The sequence below is a fragment of the Streptomyces sp. WAC03905 genome, assembly GCF_057371075.1.
Genome location: NZ_JBXYDZ010000003.1, coordinates 7,499,391 through 7,516,767, shown reverse-complemented (window position 1 = coordinate 7,516,767; position 17,377 = coordinate 7,499,391). Strand labels below are relative to the sequence as shown.

The 17,377-nt window shown below is 74.1% G+C and carries 14 protein-coding genes and 1 tRNA gene; 8 read left to right on the top strand and 7 right to left on the bottom strand.

Features of this window, described 5'->3' with window-relative positions:
• Positions 1-186: 186 nt before the first annotated feature.
• Together AC2RP6_RS36525 and AC2RP6_RS36520 are read left to right on the top strand one after the other, a co-directional pair.
• Positions 187-1,698, top strand: a complete 1,512-nt coding sequence (locus AC2RP6_RS36525; protein ID WP_486450108.1) for an MFS transporter — start codon at positions 187-189, stop codon at positions 1,696-1,698.
• 42 nt (positions 1,699-1,740) lie between these two features.
• Entirely contained in the window at positions 1,741-2,517 is a 777-nt protein-coding gene (locus AC2RP6_RS36520; RefSeq protein WP_486450107.1) for a TetR/AcrR family transcriptional regulator, read from the top strand.
• Between the two features lie 59 nt (positions 2,518-2,576).
• Here the strand turns inward: AC2RP6_RS36520 and AC2RP6_RS36515 are convergent.
• The 5 genes from AC2RP6_RS36515 to AC2RP6_RS36495 all read right to left on the bottom strand — a co-directional run bounded on the left by AC2RP6_RS36515 (position 2,577) and on the right by AC2RP6_RS36495 (position 7,555).
• Positions 2,577-2,696, bottom strand: a tRNA-OTHER gene (locus tag AC2RP6_RS36515).
• Between the two features lie 134 nt (positions 2,697-2,830).
• A complete protein-coding gene (locus AC2RP6_RS36510; RefSeq protein WP_486450106.1) occupies positions 2,831-3,790 on the bottom strand; it encodes a ligand-gated ion channel in 960 nt (319 codons plus the stop codon).
• Between the two features lie 234 nt (positions 3,791-4,024).
• The gene (locus AC2RP6_RS36505) at positions 4,025-5,584 is read right to left on the bottom strand and encodes an FAD-dependent oxidoreductase (protein ID WP_486450105.1); all 1,560 of its coding nucleotides are present in this window, start codon (positions 5,582-5,584) and stop codon (positions 4,025-4,027) included.
• Positions 5,581-6,300, bottom strand: coding sequence for a class I SAM-dependent methyltransferase (locus tag AC2RP6_RS36500; RefSeq protein ID WP_486450104.1), 720 nt, complete (start codon positions 6,298-6,300; stop codon positions 5,581-5,583). Before AC2RP6_RS36500 ends, AC2RP6_RS36505 begins: the two co-directional genes overlap by 4 nt.
• A gap of 49 nt (positions 6,301-6,349) precedes the next feature.
• Positions 6,350-7,555 carry a lycopene cyclase family protein gene (locus tag AC2RP6_RS36495; protein WP_486450103.1) on the bottom strand — a complete coding sequence of 402 codons (1,206 nt, stop codon included), beginning with the start codon at positions 7,553-7,555 and terminating at the stop codon, positions 6,350-6,352.
• A gap of 214 nt (positions 7,556-7,769) precedes the next feature.
• Here AC2RP6_RS36495 and AC2RP6_RS36490 point away from each other — a divergent pair, with 214 nt between their 5' ends.
• The 4 genes from AC2RP6_RS36490 to AC2RP6_RS36475 are packed head-to-tail and all read left to right on the top strand — an operon-like array spanning position 7,770 to position 12,650.
• Positions 7,770-9,092: a polyprenyl synthetase family protein gene (locus AC2RP6_RS36490; RefSeq protein WP_486450102.1), complete on the top strand. Its 1,323-nt coding sequence runs from the start codon at positions 7,770-7,772 to the stop codon at positions 9,090-9,092.
• The gene (gene crtI, locus AC2RP6_RS36485) at positions 9,089-10,609 is read left to right on the top strand and encodes a phytoene desaturase family protein (RefSeq protein ID WP_486450101.1); all 1,521 of its coding nucleotides are present in this window, start codon (positions 9,089-9,091) and stop codon (positions 10,607-10,609) included. The genes AC2RP6_RS36490 and crtI overlap by 4 nt, the downstream gene beginning before the upstream one ends.
• Positions 10,606-11,640 carry a phytoene/squalene synthase family protein gene (locus AC2RP6_RS36480; protein ID WP_486450100.1) on the top strand — a complete coding sequence of 345 codons (1,035 nt, stop codon included), beginning with the start codon at positions 10,606-10,608 and terminating at the stop codon, positions 11,638-11,640. The genes crtI and AC2RP6_RS36480 overlap by 4 nt, the downstream gene beginning before the upstream one ends.
• The gene (locus tag AC2RP6_RS36475; RefSeq protein ID WP_486450099.1) at positions 11,637-12,650 is read left to right on the top strand and encodes a Rieske (2Fe-2S) protein; all 1,014 of its coding nucleotides are present in this window, start codon (positions 11,637-11,639) and stop codon (positions 12,648-12,650) included. Before AC2RP6_RS36480 ends, AC2RP6_RS36475 begins: the two co-directional genes overlap by 4 nt.
• 245 nt (positions 12,651-12,895) lie before the next feature.
• Here the strand turns inward: AC2RP6_RS36475 and AC2RP6_RS36470 are convergent, their stop codons facing one another.
• Positions 12,896-13,618, bottom strand: coding sequence for an SDR family NAD(P)-dependent oxidoreductase (locus AC2RP6_RS36470; RefSeq protein WP_486450098.1), 723 nt, complete (start codon positions 13,616-13,618; stop codon positions 12,896-12,898).
• 163 nt (positions 13,619-13,781) lie between these two features.
• Between AC2RP6_RS36470 and AC2RP6_RS36465 the strand changes: the two genes are divergently transcribed.
• The gene (locus tag AC2RP6_RS36465) at positions 13,782-14,795 is read left to right on the top strand and encodes an SPFH domain-containing protein (RefSeq protein WP_486450097.1); all 1,014 of its coding nucleotides are present in this window, start codon (positions 13,782-13,784) and stop codon (positions 14,793-14,795) included.
• The gene (locus AC2RP6_RS36460) at positions 14,792-15,691 is read left to right on the top strand and encodes an NAD(+)/NADH kinase (RefSeq protein WP_486450096.1); all 900 of its coding nucleotides are present in this window, start codon (positions 14,792-14,794) and stop codon (positions 15,689-15,691) included. Before AC2RP6_RS36465 ends, AC2RP6_RS36460 begins: the two co-directional genes overlap by 4 nt.
• An 88-nt stretch (positions 15,692-15,779) precedes the next feature.
• Here the strand turns inward: AC2RP6_RS36460 and AC2RP6_RS36455 are convergent, their stop codons facing one another.
• The gene (locus tag AC2RP6_RS36455) at positions 15,780-17,348 is read right to left on the bottom strand and encodes a serine/threonine-protein kinase (protein WP_486450095.1); all 1,569 of its coding nucleotides are present in this window, start codon (positions 17,346-17,348) and stop codon (positions 15,780-15,782) included.
• Between the last annotated feature and the right edge of the window lie 29 nt (positions 17,349-17,377).

Sequence of the window (17,377 nt, the reverse complement as noted above, 5' to 3'; positions counted from 1 at the left end):
CACCGCGGCCGAGCACCGCGCGACCCGAGCCGCCTGCCGCCGCGGGGGTGCGATCGGGAAGCCTTCGACGTGCCGGGCAACGCGCCTCCGCCTGGGCGGCCCCACCGGATCTACTCGCTGTACAGCGTAAGAGAGAGCCTTGTACGGTGTACGAGACCTCGTCCGTACACCGTACAAGGGGGAACCATGACGGCGACGACCGCCGCCTCCTCACCCTCCACCACCGGTGGGCACCCGCAGCGCTGGCTGATCCTCGGCGTCATCTGCCTCGCCCAGCTCACCGTGCTGCTCGACAACACCGTCCTGAGCGTCGCGATCCCGTCGCTGACCTCCGAACTCCACGCGTCCACCACCGACATCCAGTGGATGATCAACGCGTACTCGCTCGTCCAGTCCGGCCTCCTGCTCACCGCGGGCAATGCCGCCGACCGCTACGGCCGCAAGAAGCTGCTGGCCGTCGGCCTCGCGCTGTTCGGCCTCGGCTCGCTCGCCGCCGGACTCGCCGGCTCCACCGAGCAGCTCATCGCCGCACGGGCCGGCATGGGCGTCGGCGGCGCACTGCTCATGACCACCACGCTCGCCGTCGTCATGCAGATCTTCGACGACTCCGAGCGGGTCAAGGCCATCGCGCTCTGGTCCACCGTCAGCTCGCTCGGCTTCGCCGGCGGCCCGCTGATCGGCGGCGCCATCCTGAACCACTTCTGGTGGGGAATGATCTTCCTCATCAACATCCCGGTGGCACTGATAGGCCTGGCCGCCGTCCTCAAGCTCGTACCGGAGTCGAAGAACCCGCAGGGCGAGCGCCCCGACCTGCTCGGCGCACTGCTGTCCACGATCGGTATGACCGCCCTCGTATACGCGATCATCACCGGTCCTGAGCACGGCTGGACCTCCGCCGAGGTACTGCTTCCGGCCGCCGTCGGCGCCACCGTCCTCGGCGCTTTCGCCCTGTGGGAGCTGCGCACCCCGTACCCGATGCTCGACATGCACTTCTTCCGCAACCAGAAGTTCGTCGGAGCCGTCGGCGGTTCGCTCCTCGTCGTCTTCGGCATGGGCGGCTCGCTCTTCCTGCTCACCCAGCACCTGCAGTTCGTCCTCGGGTACGAGCCGCTGGAGGCCGGCCTGCGGATGGCGCCGCTCGCGCTGACGATCGTGGGCCTCAACCTGACCGGCCTGGGCCCGAAGCTCGTGATGCGGATCGGTACTCCGCCCGCGGTCCTCATCGGCATGACGCTCGTCTCCGGCGGCCTCACCTCGATCGCCGTACTCGGCGGCGGCACGGACGGCAGCTACGGGGGCATGCTCCTGGGCCTGGTCCTGATGGGCGCGGGAATCGCCGTCTCGTCGCCCGCCATGGCCAACGCCATCATGAGCTCGATCCCGCCCGAGAAGGCGGGTGTGGGCGCCGGAATCAACGGCACCCTCGCCGAGTTCGGGAACGGACTGGGCGTCGCCGTCCTCGGCGCCGTCCTCAACGCACGGTTCGCCGCCCTGGTCGCCGTCACCGCGACCTCGCTGCCCGCGGCCCTCGCGGCGGCCGGGAGCGAGGGCGAACGGGCGGAGATCTCCGGCGCCTTCGCCTCCGGGCTCCAGACCAGCCAGCTGGTCGGAGCGGTCGCCGTCTTCGCAGGTGGTCTCGTCGCCGCGGCGCTGCTGCGCAGGGCGGAGCGGTCCGGGAAGGGGAGTGCGGCTGCTTAGCATGGAGGCGACCCCTGACAGGTGAGCGCACGGAGGAACGCAATGGTGAAGGCCGCCGACCGGGCCAAGAACCCGGCGGGTTCCAGCGTGTGGCTCGAACAGCGGGCCCCGCGCAGTGGAGGAGGCCCGGCCGGCCTCGACCGCGTACGGATCGTGGCGACCGCGATCCGGATGCTGGACGAGGACGGGCTGGGCGGTCTCTCCATGCGCAAGCTCGCCACCGAGCTGGGCGTCACGGCGATGTCGCTCTACTGGTACGTGGACACCAAGGACGACATCATCGAGTACGCCGTCGACTCGGTCTACGGGGAGATCGACCTCGACGCGGTGGACGCCGCCGGGGGCTGGCAGGACCGGGTGCGCGTCCTGGCGCTGGACTACCGGCGGATGCTGGTGCGTCACCCGTGGATGTCACCCAGCGCAGGGCGGTACCTGAACATCGGACCGCACGCGATCGCCGTCGGCGCCAAGATCCAGGAGGCGGTCGGGGACACCGGTCTGCCCATGCACAGGCAGCCGAGCGCGATGTCGGCCGTCTTCCAGTTCGTCTACGGCTACGGCACGATCGAGTCGCAGTTCGAGCGCCGGGCGGCCGAGGCGGGTATGTCCCAGGACGACTTCTACGGCGAATCGATCAAGGCCTACCGGGACGATCCGCAGTTCACCCAGGTCCTCGAACCGATCGCGGAACTCCTCGACGAACGCGCCTCGCACGGCAGCGTCACCGCCATCTGGGAACGGGACTTCGCGTACGCCCTCGACATCCTCGTCGCGGGCATCGAGGTCATGGTCGCCCGCGAGCGCGCCGGCTCCGCGTGATCCCACAGGACGGAGAAGGGGGCGCGGACCGCTGTCCGCACCCCCTTCGGTTCCGGGCGCGGTGCCGACGGGATTCGAACCCGCGAGACGGCTGGGGGCAGGTCCGCCCCTTCCCCATCACTCGCCGCGGGAGGGACCTCGCCCGCGGCGATCGCATTGGACCGCTCTGCCACAGCACCACGACCTACGGGAACGCGCGCGCTCCCGCTGCCGCCCAGAGTAAGGACGGCGTGCCCCGCGGACGAACGCTTTTCCGCGACACCTCCAGGGCGTGACCGGCACGGCGGACAGGCTCGTGCGGGAAGGGCGGAGGCTACGTGACCGCGAGGCCGATGCTGACGGCGTTGGCGATCAGGAAGGCGGCCGTCGTCGACAGGGCGACGACGGTGTTGGTCCGCCGGACCGCGGCCCGTTCCCCGGGGTCGGACCACCTGTAGAGGATGTAGCAGGTGCAACCGACGCCGACCAGGGTGTAGAGCAAGGTGGCCAGGTGGATCTGGTCGACGAGGGTCACCCCGAAGGAGGTGCCCGTCAGACTGGCGGCGCGCATGCTGACGACGACGCTGAAGAGGGACGCTCCGAGGATGCCGAAGCGCGCCCCCACGACGGTGATGAAGTCGGCCGCCCAGATCCAGTACGAGATGAAGGAGATGAGGAACGCCACGTAGGCGGGCCATGCCTGCCTGATGAAGCCGGCCAGGTCGTCCCGCTCCAGTTCGAGGTCGATGACGAACTGGCTGTACCGGCTGCTCCGGCCGTGTGCGATGCGCGGATCCCCGAAGGACGTCCGGTAGGTGTGGTCCACCACGGCGACGCCGAAGTCCCTGATCTTGAACCCGCCGAGGCTGATGGCGTGGTCGTAGCCGGAGTCGGTGGGGTCGGCCACGTAGGTGAACTGGGACGCGTCGTATTCGGAGTCCTCGATCTGGATCTTCACGCCCTGCTTGTCGAACGGGTACTCGCTCAGGTCGAAGTGCTGCCGGAAGGTGCCGGACACCTTCACCTGGGACCAGAACGCGTCACCGACCTTCACCACGGACCTGTCGCTCTCGGTGACGCCCGTCGCGTTGACGAACTCCAGGCGCCGGGTCGCGTCGAGGGCCTCGTCCGGGCACACGCTCCACAGCCAGAAGTCCGCCTTGATGGTCCGCGGCGACACGTCCAGCCCGTAGAGGTCCGTGACATAGGCCCCGATCCGGCAACTGGGGGTCGCCGCCGCACCCGCCGGGGCCGGGACACCCAGGACGGCGAGGAATCCCATCGTGCACAGCACCAGGGAGATCGCCCTCCGGCGTACCCGGCCCCCGGACCCGCCGCTGCGCGATCCTCCGCCGGGTCGGCGGCCGGGGCACGGACGATGAGGCTTACCCATGATCGGAAGCTACCGGAGCCCGCCGGGGCCCTTTCCGGTCGACACACCGTCAGAGGCCCGGCCCGTCCCGCCCACCCCGCCCGGGCAGCCGGTCGGCGGCAGGTCAGCCGACGACCGGGGGCCGATCGGCGGCCGTCAGCGGGCGGCCCACGCGGCGGCCTTGCGCAGGAGGGCGGCTCGGCCGCGGTGCGGGACGGTCCACAGGGTCTGGCCCCGGACGCCCCAGCCTTCCAGGAGGGCGTTCGCGGCGAGGAAGCCGGTCGTGGCCGCCCGTTCCATCAGTGCGACCGGGAGGTCGGTACGGACGCAGTCGCCGGCCACCATCAGCCCGGGGACGGAGGTCCGGACGGTGGGGCGGTCGGCGTAGCCGCCCACCGGGAACATCGGGCAGTCCTCCCGCCATTCGTGCCGGGCGTCGACGACCGTGGCCTCGCGGGTCTCCGGGTACACGCGGTGCAGCTGCTCCACGAGCCCCCGCTGCTCCACGGTGCGCGCGGCGCGCGGGTCCACCGCGTAGGCGTGCAGTTCCACGACGGAACCGCCGGTGCGTGCCGCCCAGCGGGCCGCCTCGTCCTCCCAGCGGTCCAGCACGCTGATGTTGTCGAGGCCCCCGAATCCGCTGGTCCCCAGGAAGCCGGGACGGTCGCGGGCGACGGGCCGGTCCAGCCACAGCCGGGTGACCAGAAAGGGCGGGGCCGGGCGCAGGCGCGCCACGCGCCGGCGCCAGGCGGGATCGCCCATCCGGTCCGAACGGGCGGCCAGGGAGCGCAGCCCGGTGGCGTCCAGAGCGAGGACCACGGCGTCGTAGCGGTGCTCGTCGCGGCCCGCGGCGACCTCGAACCCGCCGCCGCGGGCGGGTACGACCTGCTCGACGGGACTGTCCGTACGCACCTCGGCGCCGTGTCGCTCCAGATAGCCGGCCAGTGGATCCCACAGCGCCTGCGGATACGCCGAGCGCGGTACGTCGAACAGCAGGCCTTCGGCGGAGCCGAGGAAGTAAATGTGGAACATCAGGGCCATCTCCGCCGCCGACAAGTGGCGCGGGTCCGCGAAGAAGCTCCGGGAGAACACCTCGAAGGCCAGGTGGCGGGCCTGCGCCGGGAAGCGGATGGCTTCCAGGAAGTCGTGGGCGCTGGTGTCGTCGAGGCGGTGGTACACGTCGGGGACGCGCACGTCGAGCAGCGGCAGGGCGCGCACCGGGTCCATGGCGGGCAGGTCGCGCATCCGGAAGGAGGGGCTGAGGGCCGCGAAGCCGAGCGCGCTCCACGGCGGGGTGCGCGGTACGCGCCGGAAGCTGTCGCGCAGCCCGTCGGCGTGCAGCAGGGGGTAGTCGGGAAGTCCGGCGAGGCGGGCCAGGGCGGGGTCGGTCCGCCGCAGCAGGCCGCGCAGGTTGTAGTACTGCCGGAAGAACGCGTGGAAGCCGCGGCTCATCGTCACGGTGGTGCCGTCGCGCAGGCGGGTCGGCCAGCCGCCCGCGCGGCCGCCGAGGTAGGACTCGCGCTCGTACAGGGTGACCGCCACTCCGCGTTCGGCGAGGGCGGTCGCGGCGGCGAGGCCGGCGATCCCGCCGCCGATCACGGCGACCGTGTGCCGTCCGGTGTCGTGCCGGGCTCCCGGGTGCGCCGGCAGGATGCGGGCCCTGCGGTCCCGGCCGCGGCGCGCCGCCCCGGACCGGTCACGTGCGGGGCGGCTCATCGGGGGTCCTGCCCTCGGGAGGCGACGAAGGTGTGGGTGATGCCCGTCTGCCAGCCGGGCAGGGGCAGGGCGCGCACCCGGTCGAAGCCCGCCGCGCCGATGCGGTCGGCGAAGCGGCCCGCCTGGTCGAAGCGGACCACGCTGTGCCACAGGTGGCGGTACAGCGGCCCGTCGCCCAGCAGGGTCGCGGCGGGCTGGACGATGCCGCGGCACACCATCGTCCAGACCGCCCGGTCGGCGCGGCGGCCGCTGAGGCTGTACTCGTGGACCCCGAGGCGTCCGTGCGGCCGCAGCACGCCGCGGACGGAGCGCAGGACGGCGTCGGGATCGGAGACGTTGCGGAAGAGGTAGGCGGCGAACACCGCGTCGTACGGCCCGTCCACGCCCGCCTCGGCCAGGTGTTCGGCCGGCGCGTGGACGAAGTGCACGCCGTCGGACCAGGGTTTGGCGGCCGCCCGGGCCAGCATGCCCGCCGAGGCGTCGACGGCCGTGACGGCGGCGCCCGGCAGGACGGCGCGGATCGCGGCCGTCGAGGCGCCGGTGCCGCAGCCGAGGTCCAGGACGCGCAGGCCCTCGCCGCGGCCGGGGAGGCCGAGGCGGCGCACGGAGCGCCGCAGGTGGGCGTGGTAGCCGGGGTTCGCGGCCACCAGGGCGTCGTAACTGCGGGACGCGTGGTCGAAGGCGGCGGCGAGGTCCTCGTCGCGCAGCAGGGTCATACGGTCTCCAAAGCAGGGGTGGCGGGCGGGCGGACGGATCCGGCGGGGGTCAGGTGGCGGCGCGGCGGGGCAGTCCGGGCAGCTCGACGACGGTGCGCAGCATGGGGCCGACGGGTGCGTGGCGGCCGACGGCCAGGTCCTCGAACAGGTTCGTGCGCCCGTCGAGGAAGCGCAGCAGGCGGGCGGCCGGTACGCGGCTGAACAGCCGGCAGAACAGATCGGGGCCGTCGACGCGGCCGCTGTCCAGGGCGCGCAGGAGTACGGCGTCCATGGCGCGGGCGCGCGCGGAGTGCGCGGCCGGGGGTTCGGGCCTGCGGCCCTGGCGGAGCGCGGCGGCGACGGCCCGTGTCTGGCGCTGGAGTCCGGCGAAGGTGTAGCCGGTGGACGGGCGGGTTGCTCCGCCGGCGGCGCCGATCCGGAACACCGACGTACCGACCCGTCGTGGCAGGGGGGCGTCCGTCATGGGGATCACGCCGGTTTCGGTCGCGACGATCTCCATGCCGGCGAGGGGGAGGGAGAGGACGTCCGTGGCGTAGTGGCGCAGCGCCTCCTCGTAGCCGCTCGCCGTGAGGACGCGCGGGGAGAACTCCGTGTACTCCAGGAGGGCTTCGTGGCGGCTGGTGGGCAGGACGTAGCCGAAGGAGAGTCCGGAGGCCGGCTGGGGTGTCCGGAAGTCCATCAGTTCGGCGGAGCCCGGGTCGAACACCGGGTCGGCCGCGCGCACGAACCAGCCGTGGAAGTGCTGCAGCAGGGTGGTACGGGCGGCCGGGAGGCTGCCCAGGGGCCGTGAGTCGAACACCCAGCGCGCCTCCAGGCTGCGGGCCGGGCCGGCCGGCGGGATCAGCCGGACGTGGGCCCCGCCGCCGGGGGTCTCCTCGACGGCGTCCACGGTCGCTTGCAGGCGGCGGACGTTGGGGCTGTGGGCGAGGTCCCGCGACACCAGGGATTCGAAGTCGTCGGAGCGGATCATCTTGTACCGCAGCGGTGCGATGTCGGCCTCGACGGCGGGGCCGGTGGGCGGCCGTACCCTCAGGTGCCGCCATTGCGAGCGCACCGCGGCATCGAAGCGGCCGCGGCCGGCCTCCCAGAAGCACCAGGTGCGCGGGCCCGGGCGCAGCGGGCCGGGTGGGGCGTCGACGAGAAGCACGGACGGGGTACGGGCCCCGGCCGCCCCGGGCGGCTGTCCGCTCAGCCGGTGGGCCAGCGACAGCCCGGCGGCTCCCGCCCCGATCACCGCCACGTCCGCCTTCAGCACGGCCGCTCCCTCCATCCGGTTCCGCGGGCACTCCCCCGGGATTCCTGCCCCGGCGCCGGATCGGATGCGGTCTTTTCCCGCGGGTCACCTGGTCAGCCGCATCCGCATGAGGCATTCATGCATGAATCGGGCATCTGCGCCGCACCGCATCCGTATCACGGGAAGGGACCGAAGACCCGAGACAGCGATCACAGCCACGACGAAAGGAACCGGGATGCGCCCGATTCAGGCGAAGGACCCCTCCGCGGCCCCGCCGTCGCCCGTCCCCCGCCTGACGGCTCCCCCGCAATCCGCACCACGTCCGGGCCGGCCGGACCAGCCGCCCCCGGCGGACCCGGCGGACCCGGTGGCCCCCGCGGCCGAGGCCGTCGACGCGGACGTGCCCGCCGCGGTCGGGAACGCACTGGAGGTGGTCCTCGCCGACCGGCTCGCACGGGCCGGGGCGCTGGACGCCCTGTTCGCCGCGGAACTGGCCGGGCGCGTCGCGCGCTTCACCCGGGAGGGCGGCAAGCGCACCCGCTCGCAGCTCCTGTGGTGGTCGATGCGCGCCTGCGGCGGCGGCGACGAGCCGACCGTCGCCGCGACCCTGCGCATCGGGGCGGCGCTCGAACTGCTCCAGACCTGCGCCCTGGTCCACGACGACATGATGGACGGTTCGGCCCTGCGGCGCGGCCGGCCGACCCTGCACGCGGATCTGCAGGACCAGTACGCCGGTGCCGCGCCCGCGCCCCGCACCGCCCGCTTCGGGGAGTCCTCCGCCGTGCTCGCCGGGGACCTGGCACTGGCCTGGGCGGACGACGTCGTGGTGGAGACGGCGCTCGACCCCGCGTCGATGACGGCGACGGCCGCGGCCCTGGTGCGCACGGTGTGGAGCGACATGCGCACCGAGATGGTGGCGGGCCAGTTCCTCGACCTCCAGGGACAGCTGACGAGATCACGCTCGCAGCCGCAGGCCCTGCGCGCCGCCCACCTCAAGAGCGGCCTGTACTCGGTGCAGCGGCCCCTCGCGCTCGGCGCGGCCATGGCGGGCGCGGACGGCCGCACCACACGGGCGCTGGGCTCCGCGGGACGCTGCGTCGGGATGGCCTTCCAGTTGCGCGACGACCTCGACGACGTCTTCGGCGATCCCCTCCGGACCGGCAAGAGCTGCGGGGACGACATCCGCACCGGGAAGCCCACCTATCTGGCGGCGCTGGCCCTGGCGCGCGCCGAGGCCACGGCCGACCGGCCGGCCCTGGCCGTACTCGAACGGGCGCTCGGCGACGAGGAGCTGAAGCCCGCCGACCTCGACGAGGTGCGCGACGTGCTGGAACGGACCGGCGCCCGGCAGGCGGTCGAGACGAAGATCGCCCGCCTGTCGGCCCGGGGGCTGCGCCACTTCGACGGCGCCCTGCCCGACACCGCGGCCAAGGCCCGCCTGCGCGGGCTGCTGACCGCGGCGACGGCGTCGCGAGCCGTGGACGGCCCGCCCGGCCGCGTACGCCCCGGGCCCACCTCGCCCCCGGAGGGCTCGACCGGGCCGGAGGCCCGCCGATGACCCGCACCGTGCGCGGACGCACCGACCACGTGGTCGTCGTCGGAGCCGGTCTGGCCGGCCTGTCGGCGGCCCTCCACCTGCTGGGCGCGGGCCGCCGGGTGACCGTCGTGGAACGGGCCGACCTGCCCGGCGGGCGGGCGGGGCGCCTCGATCTGAACGGCTACCGGATCGACACCGGCCCCACCGTGCTGACCATGCCCGACCTGGCGGACGAGGCCTTCGCGGCGGTCGGCGACAGTCTGTACCGGCGGGTGGACCTGGTTGCGCTGCACCCGGCGTACCGGGCGTCCTTCGCGGACGGCAGCACCCTGGACGTGCACACCGACGGCGAGGCGATGGCCGCGGAGGTCCAGCGGTTCGCCGGTGCGGGTGAGGCGGCCGGCTATCTGCGGCTGCGCGCCTGGCTGGAGCGGATCTACCGGGCCCAGATGCGCCGCTTCATCGACGCGAACTTCGACTCCCCCCTGAGCCTGCTCACCGGTGACCTCGCCCGGCTGGCCGCGCTCGGCGGCTTCGGCCGCCTGGACCGGCGCATCGGTGGATTCCTGGACGACGAGCGGCTTCGCCGGGTCTTCACCTTCCAGGCCCTCTACGCGGGGGTGCCGCCGGCCCGTGCGCTCGCCGCGTACGCCGTCATCGCGTACATGGACACGGTGGCCGGGGTGTACTTCCCGCGCGGCGGCATGCACGCCCTGCCCCGGGCCATGGCGGATGCCGCCGCCGACGCGGGCGCCGAGCTGAGGTTCGGCGAGCCGGTGACCCGGCTGGAACGCTCCGGCGAACGGATCACCGCCGTCGTCACCGCGAAGGACCGCATCCCGTGCGACGCGGTCGTCCTCACGCCCGACCTGCCCGTCGCCTACCGGCTCCTCGGCCGCCGCCCGACCCGGCCGGTGCGGCTGCGGCACTCCCCGTCCGCCGTCGTGCTGCACGCGGGCACGGACCGCACCTGGCCGCTCCTCGCCCACCACACGATCTCGTTCGGCGCCGCGTGGCGCACCACCTTCGACGAACTCACCCGGCACGGGCGCCTGATGAGCGATCCGTCCCTGCTCATCACCCGGCCCACGGCGAGCGACCCGTCACTGGCCCCACCGGGCCGTCACCTGCACTACATCCTCGCGCCCTGCCCCAACACCCGCATCGGGCCGCGCGGTTCCGCCTGGGGTGAACTCGGGCCGCGCTACCGGGCCGAGCTCCTGGGCGAGCTGGAGCGACGCGGTCTCGACGGCATCGAGGGGGCCATCGAGGACGAGTCCCTGGTCACCCCCGCGCAGTGGCTGGATGACGGTCATGCCGCGGGCACCCCCTTCTCGGTGTCCCACACCTTCCTGCAGACGGGTCCGTTCCGGCCCCGCAACCTGGTCCGCGGCACCGAGAACGCCGTCCTCGCCGGCTGCGGCACGACCCCCGGAGTGGGCGTGCCCACCGTTCTGGTGTCGGGGAAGCTCGCGGCGGCCCGGATCACCGGCCCGGCCCGACGCCCCGCCCTCCACCCGAAGGGGGTGACCCGGTGACCGCACGCGAACTCGACGCCGCCGGCATCACCGACCCGCTGCTCCGCGCCGCGTACCTCCGGTGCCGGGAACTGAACGCGGCGCACGGCAAGACCTACTTCCTGGCGACCCGTCTGCTCCCCGCCGAGCACCGTCCCGCCGTGCACGCCCTGTACGGCTTCGCGCGATGGGCCGACGACATCGTCGACGCGACCGACCCCGGCATCGACGACGGCCTCCGCGAGGTGCACCTGGCCGTGCTGCAGGAGCGCATGCGCCGCGGCCTGCGAGAGCTGGACAGCAGCGAACCGGTGGTACTGGCCCTCGCCGACACCGCCCGTCGCTACGCCATCGACCACCGCCACTTCCACGACTTCATGACGGCGATGCGCGCCGACCTGACCGTGACGGACTACCCCACCTACGCCGACCTGCGCGCCTACATGCACGGCTCGGCCGCGGTGATCGGCCTGCAGATGCTGCCGGTGCTGGGCACGGTGGTGCCGCCCGAGGAGGCCGAGCCGCACGCCGCGGCGCTCGGGGTGGCCTTCCAGCTCACCAACTTCCTCCGCGACGTCGGCGAGGACCTCGACCGCGGTCGCGTCTACCTGCCGGCCGACCTGCTCACCGCGCACGGGGCCGACCGGGCGCTGCTGCGCCACTGCAGGGACACGGGTCGTCAGGACGGCCGGGTGCTGGGGGCGTTGAGGGAGTTCGAGGCCCTGACCCGCCGCGTCTACGAGGAGGCCCGACCCGGGCTCGCCATGCTCTCCCCCGTCTCCCGGCCCTGCATCCGCACCGCGTACATCCTGTACGGGGGCATTCTCGACGCCGTCGCCGGGGACGGCTACGCCGTACTCCACCGCCGCTCCGTCGTCCCGCGCCGCAAGCGTGCCGCGGTCGCGACGGAGGGACTGGTGCGGCTGGCGGCTGCCCGGCTGCGCCACCGCCGGGGGGCCGCCGGAGCGCGCAGGCCCTCGGTCTCCGGTCCACCCGCTCCCCCGGCTCCCCCGGCAGACCCGACCCGACCGGTCCCGAAGGAGGTCGCGTGAAGCGACAGCCGTCCGCCCGCAGGCCCCGGCTCCCCCTCTCGCTGCGCCGCGAACCCGTTCCGTGGGACCGGCAGCGCCCGACCTGGCGCGACGCGAAGCCGGGCCTGATCGCCGGGGCGCTGAAGCGGGCCCAGGCCCGGCCGTCGGGTAACTGGTACGTGGTGGGGGCGACGGACGGCCTCGGCCGGGACCGGCCCCTGGCCCGCACGGTGGCCGACCGCGAGGTGGTCCTCTGGCGCGGCGCCGACGGGCGGGTCCACGCGGGACCGGGTATCTGCCCGCACCTCGGGGCGCCCCTCGCGGACAGCCCCGTACGGTGCGGGACTCTGGTGTGCCACTGGCACGGGCTCGCCCTCGACGGGTCCGCGTTCGCGGGCTGGGAGCCACTGCCCGCGTTCGACGACGGCGTCCTGCTGTGGGTTCGCCTCGACGACATCGGTGGGGAGGAACCGCTGGACGCCCCCGTCGTGCCGGGCCGCCCGGCACCTGCCGACGGGCTGACGGCCGTGTACGAGGGCACCGGCGTCTGCGAGCCCGAAGACGTCGTCGCCAACCGCCTGGACCCCTGGCACGGCGCCTGGCTGCACCCTTACTCCTTCGTGGACCTGACGGTGGTCGGCTCGCCCGAGCCGGAGGCGGGTGGCCCGGACCGGCTCGAAGTCGAGGTCTCCTTCAAGGTGTCCGGCCGGCTCGTGGTGCCGGTGCGGGCGACGTTCGACGCGCCCGGGCCCCGTACCGTCGTCATGCGGATCACCGAGGGAGAGGGCGCGGGTTCGACGGTGGAGACCCATGCCACCCCGCTCGGACCGGACGAGCGGGGCCGGCCGCGCACCGCGGTGATCGAAGCCGTCGTGGCGGCCTCGGACCGGCCGGGCTTCGCTTTCGTACGGCGGGCCGCGCCGCTGCTGCGCCCGGTGATGCGTGCGGCGGCGGCCCGGCTGTGGCGGGACGACCTGGCCTATGCCGAACGCCGCTGGCAGCTGCGCTCGACGGCACGGTTCCCGGGCTGACCGGCCAGGGCCCGTCATCCCGCGAGGTGTTCACAGGTGTACGCGGAGCGCCTCAAGCCCGCGCATCAGCCGGGCGGGTGGCGGACGGGCTCGCGCGACGGCGCGGCCCCGCCTCACCACCCGCCGCGGGTCGGTCGGGCACGACAGGCCAGGGTCGGCCGGACCGGGCGCGGGTGGGTGACCAGCGCAGGCACGCCCATCGCCTCGCCGCGGGGTGCGCACACCGGGCGGTTCGGGGCGCGCTGTCAGTCCGTCACGAGGCCGCCGCTGAGGTTGAGTTCGGTGGCGGTCATGGTGCGGGCCCAGTCGGAGGCGGCGAAGACGGCGGCGTTCGCCACGTCGTCGTAGCGGGGGCGTTCGGGCAGCAGGGCCCCTTCGTCGGCCCGGTCGGCGTCGCCGGGTGCGGGCGAGCCGGGCGAGAGCAACCATGCGACGCGGACGCCCTGCGGGCCGAGTTCCGCGGCGAGTTGGCGGCAGACCCCGGCGAGGGCGGACCAGGCGATGTGCGAGCCGCCCAGGTCGGGAATGGTCTCGCGACCGCCGGCCATGACGAGGATGACGCCGCTCCCCCGCGGGACCATGTGCCGCGCCGCCGCGGTGGCGGTGGTGAGGGTCGTCGTCACCGCCTTGACGACCGGGCGGGTCACGTCGGCGACGGCCATCTCCAGGAGCGGGGTCCCCTGCAGGTCGTCGTTGGACGTGGCGTTGAAGCAGATGTCGATGCCGTCGCCGACGGCGGCCACCGCGTCGGCGTGGCGGTGGACGGCGTCGCGGTCCGTCGCGTCGAGCGCCGCGACGTGCGCGATCCCGCCCTCGCCCTCGATGCGCCGGGCGACGTCCTGGAGGTTCGCCAGGGTACGTCCGGTGAGGTGGACCGCGGCGCCTTCGCGCGCGAAGGCGCGGGCGACGGCGGCCCCCACCGCTCCGGAGCCGCCATGAACGATCGCTGTCTTGCCGGTCAGCAGCACGGTTCCTCCTCGGTACGCCCCCTGAGCACTCCGCGATCCAACGTATCGTCCGGGATCCCGCCCGCCCGGGAGCCTGCGCACCATGGGATCCACCTGTTGTCGTCTCCTTGACGATATGAACCCCTCCGATTATCGTCGCACTGACGAAATGAGGGGGTCCTCCATGGCCGACATCACCCGCCGCTTCGGCTGGCGGCACCTGCGCTCCGCGCCCACCGCCCACATCCGCCACCACAGGCGCGGCCGGCTCGTGCACGACGGCCGGGGGCTCAGTTTCTGGTACCGGTCACTGTCGGCGGCGCTGTCCGAAGTCCCGGTCGACGACCGGGAACTGGCCATGGCCTTCCACGCCCGGACGGCGGACTTCCAGGACGTCACCGTGCAGGCCACGGTCACGTACCGGGTCAGCGATCCGGCCCAGGCCGCCGAGCGCCTCGACTTCTCCGTCGACCCCGACACCGGGAGCTGGCGCGGTTCGCCCCTGGAGCAGATCGCCACCCTCCTGACCGAGACCGCGCAGCAGCACACGCTCGACGTACTGGCTCGCATCCCCCTGGCCGACGCACTGGTGGACGGCGTCGCCTCCGTACGGCAGCGGGTCGCCGACGGTCTCGCCGCCGAGCCCAGGCTCCCGGCCACCGGCATCGACGTGGTGGCCGTACGGGTCGTCGCGATCCGCCCCGAGGCCGAGGTGGAGCGCGCCCTGCGCACCCCGGCCCGCGAGCAGATCCAGCAGGAGGCGGACCGGGCCACGTACGAACGCCGGGCCGTCGCCGTGGAGCGCGAGCGCGCCATCGCCGAGAACGAGCTGGCCAGCCAGATCGAACTGGCCCGACGCGAGGAGCAGTTGGTCGATCAGCGCGGCATCAACACCCGCCGTGAGGCCGAGGAGCAGGCGGCGGCCGACCGGGTACGGACCGAGGCCGAGGCAGCCCGCACGGTGCGCCTGGCCCGCGCGGAGGCCGAGGCGGCCCGTGAGGTCGGCGCGGCGCGCGCCGAGGCCCAGGCCGCCTGGCTGCGGGTGCACGGCGAGACCGACCCGGGCACGCTGCACGCCCTGGCCGCGACCCGGATGGCGGAGAACCTGCCGCGGATCGAAAGCATCACGCTCTCCCCCGACGTCCTGACCGGGCTCCTCACCCGGCTCGGACGCCCGGAAGGCGGGGCGGGCGCGTGAGCCTGGCACCCCGGGCCGTACTCGTGCACCGCAGGACCGAGTACGAGGAGCTGCTCGCCCGGCACGGAACGCACGGGCAGGCGGCGTTCTTCCTCTCCAGCCGGGGCCGCTCGATCGACGAGGTGGTCGTCCGCCACGACCGTACCGGCCGGGCGCTGCGGGAGGTGACGGCGGCGGTGCCGCTGACCTGGCGCAGCTCCCGGGTGGAACGGGCCGACCTGGACCGCTTCCTGTTCGCCCCGGAGGACGTGGTGGTCGTGGTCGGCCAGGACGGTCTGGTCGCCAACACGGCGAAGTACCTCGCCGGGCAGCCGGTGGTGGGCATCGACACCGATCCGGGGCGGAACCCCGGGGTCCTGGTCCGTCACCGCCCGGCCGACACGGGCTCGTTGCTGCGTGCCGCCACCGCAGGTGGGGGCCGGACGGACGAGCTGACGATGGTCGAGGCCGTCGCCGACGACGCCCAGCGCCTTCTCGCGCTGAACGAGATCTACCTGGGGCCGCCCGGCCACCAGACCGCCCGCTACCGTCTGGGCCCCGACGGCGAGGAGGGCCCGGGCGAGGCACAGGCCTCCTCCGGGGTGCTGGTCGGCACCGGCACGGGCGCCACCGGGTGGCTGCGCTCCCTGTGGAGGGAGCGCGGCAGTACGGTGGGGCTGCCCGCACCCTGCGAGGAGCGGCTGCTGTGGTTCGTGCGCGAGGCCTGGCCCTCGCCCGCGACCGGGACGTCGAGGGTCACGGGTGAGCTCGGGCGGGGCCAGGGGCTGCGGCTGACCGTGGAGTCGGACCGGATCGTGGTCTTCGGCGACGGGATGGAGTCCGACGCCCTGGAGCTGACCTGGGGTCAGAGCGTGCGGCTGGGCATCGCGGAGACGTCACTGCGCCTGGTGGCGTGAGCGGCGCGGGCGCCCTGCCCGGGGCACCCCGGGGCGCGCGCGGGCCCCCTGCCCGGGACGCCCCGGGACGAACCCGGACGACCCGGGGTCACTCCTCGTTGAGCCAGCCGCAGACGTAGTACTGCTGGTCGGCGTCCCGCTCGATGATCCACTGGTTGAGGACCTCGCCCGCCGGCTGCCCGGTCTCCGGGTCGCGCCGGGTGATCTTCGCTTCGACGCTGAGTTCGTTCCGGTTCGACGGGATCTCGTAGGGCTGGAGTTCCCAGCGGTCCACGAAGTAGCCGTTGAGGGCGAATCCGAGCAGACCCGCGCGCAGCCGGGGGCAGGTGCCGCGGCGCAGCGAGGTCATGTCGTGGTCGGCCAGGCCGTTCATGTAGAGGGCGAAGACGCGCTCGACTGCCTCGCGGTCGAGCGGGGGGCGCGTGGGACGGGCGGTGGGGGCGGGCGGCGGCGCCGGGGTGGGCGAGGCGGAGGAAGCGGACGGGGACGCGGGCGGGGAGGCCGATGGCGTGGGCGATGTGGACGGGGACCGGAGGCCGGGCGCCGTGGAGTCGGTGGCCCGGATGCCCCCGCCGCGGTCGTCGGGGGACTCGGAACCGGGCCACCACCACGGCATCGCGACCAGGGCGGCCCCGACGACCGCGGCCAGGCCGCCCAGCCAGTACCGCCGCCGGGCACGGTGGGCGGCCTCCGCCGCCGGTGACACCAGGCCTCCCGCACCGGCGTCGGGCGACGCTGCGAGCCGCAGCGTGGCGGCTGCGGTCGAGGTGGGGGCCGGCCGGGCGGCCTCCGCGTGGCCTGCGTCGCCTGCGTGGTCTGCGTCGCCTGCGTCGCCTGCGTCGCCCGTCGCTGCGACGAGCAGGTCGTGCGCCTCCGCGGCGGTGAGGCGCTGTGCCGGGTCCTTGCGGAGCAGACCCGTCAGCACGGGGGCGAGATCCCCGGCCCGGACGGCGGGGGCGGGTTCTTCGGTGGCGACGGCGACGAAGACGCCCCAGGAGCCGGAGCCGCCGAACGGCGGGTGTCCCTCCACGGCGGTGAACAGCGTCGCGCCCAGGGACCACAGGTCGGACTCGGCGGTCGCGGACCGCCCCCGCACCTGCTCGGGTGACATGTAGACAGGGGTCCCCATGACGGCCCCCGACCGGGTCAGACCGGGGTCGCCGTCCACCGCGGCGATCCCGAAGTCGGTCAGGACCACCCGGTCGCCCTCGAGGAGCACGTTGGCGGGCTTGATGTCCCGGTGGGTGACGCCCGTGGCGTGCACCGCCCGTAACGCGTCCAGGACCTGCAGGCCGATCCCGGCCACCCGGGCCGGGGCGAGCGGTCCGTCCGCTGCGATCATCTCCTCCAGGGACCGGCCGCGGACGAGTTCCATCACGATCCACGGTCGGCCGTCGTCGCCGGTTATCCGGTCGTGCACGGTGATGACACCCGGGTGCTTCAGCCGGGCGGCCGCGCGTGCCTCACGGTCCAGCCGGCCGATCCAGGCCCGGCGGCCGGACGCGTCGAGGTCGTCCGGGAGTCGCAGTTCCTTGAGGGCCACCTCTCGGTCGAGTTGCTCGTCATGGGCCCGCCAGACGGTCCCCATGCCGCCCTGTCCGAGCAGTTCGGCCAGCCGGTACCGGCCGGCCAGCAGTCGTCCGCGATCGAGGGTCACGCCCGGAACCTAACCCACCCCGCAGGAGC

Coding starts and splice junctions, on each gene's coding strand:
- AC2RP6_RS36490 (WP_486450102.1), top strand. CDS start 7,770: ATGCGCCCGATTCAGGCGAAGGACCCCTCCGCGGCCCCGCCGTCGCCC.
- AC2RP6_RS36500 (WP_486450104.1), bottom strand. CDS start 6,300: ATGACCCTGCTGCGCGACGAGGACCTCGCCGCCGCCTTCGACCACGCG.
- AC2RP6_RS36465 (WP_486450097.1), top strand. CDS start 13,782: ATGGCCGACATCACCCGCCGCTTCGGCTGGCGGCACCTGCGCTCCGCG.
- AC2RP6_RS36505 (WP_486450105.1), bottom strand. CDS start 5,584: ATGAGCCGCCCCGCACGTGACCGGTCCGGGGCGGCGCGCCGCGGCCGG.
- AC2RP6_RS36525 (WP_486450108.1), top strand. CDS start 187: ATGACGGCGACGACCGCCGCCTCCTCACCCTCCACCACCGGTGGGCAC.
- crtI (WP_486450101.1), top strand. CDS start 9,089: ATGACCCGCACCGTGCGCGGACGCACCGACCACGTGGTCGTCGTCGGA.
- AC2RP6_RS36520 (WP_486450107.1), top strand. CDS start 1,741: ATGGTGAAGGCCGCCGACCGGGCCAAGAACCCGGCGGGTTCCAGCGTG.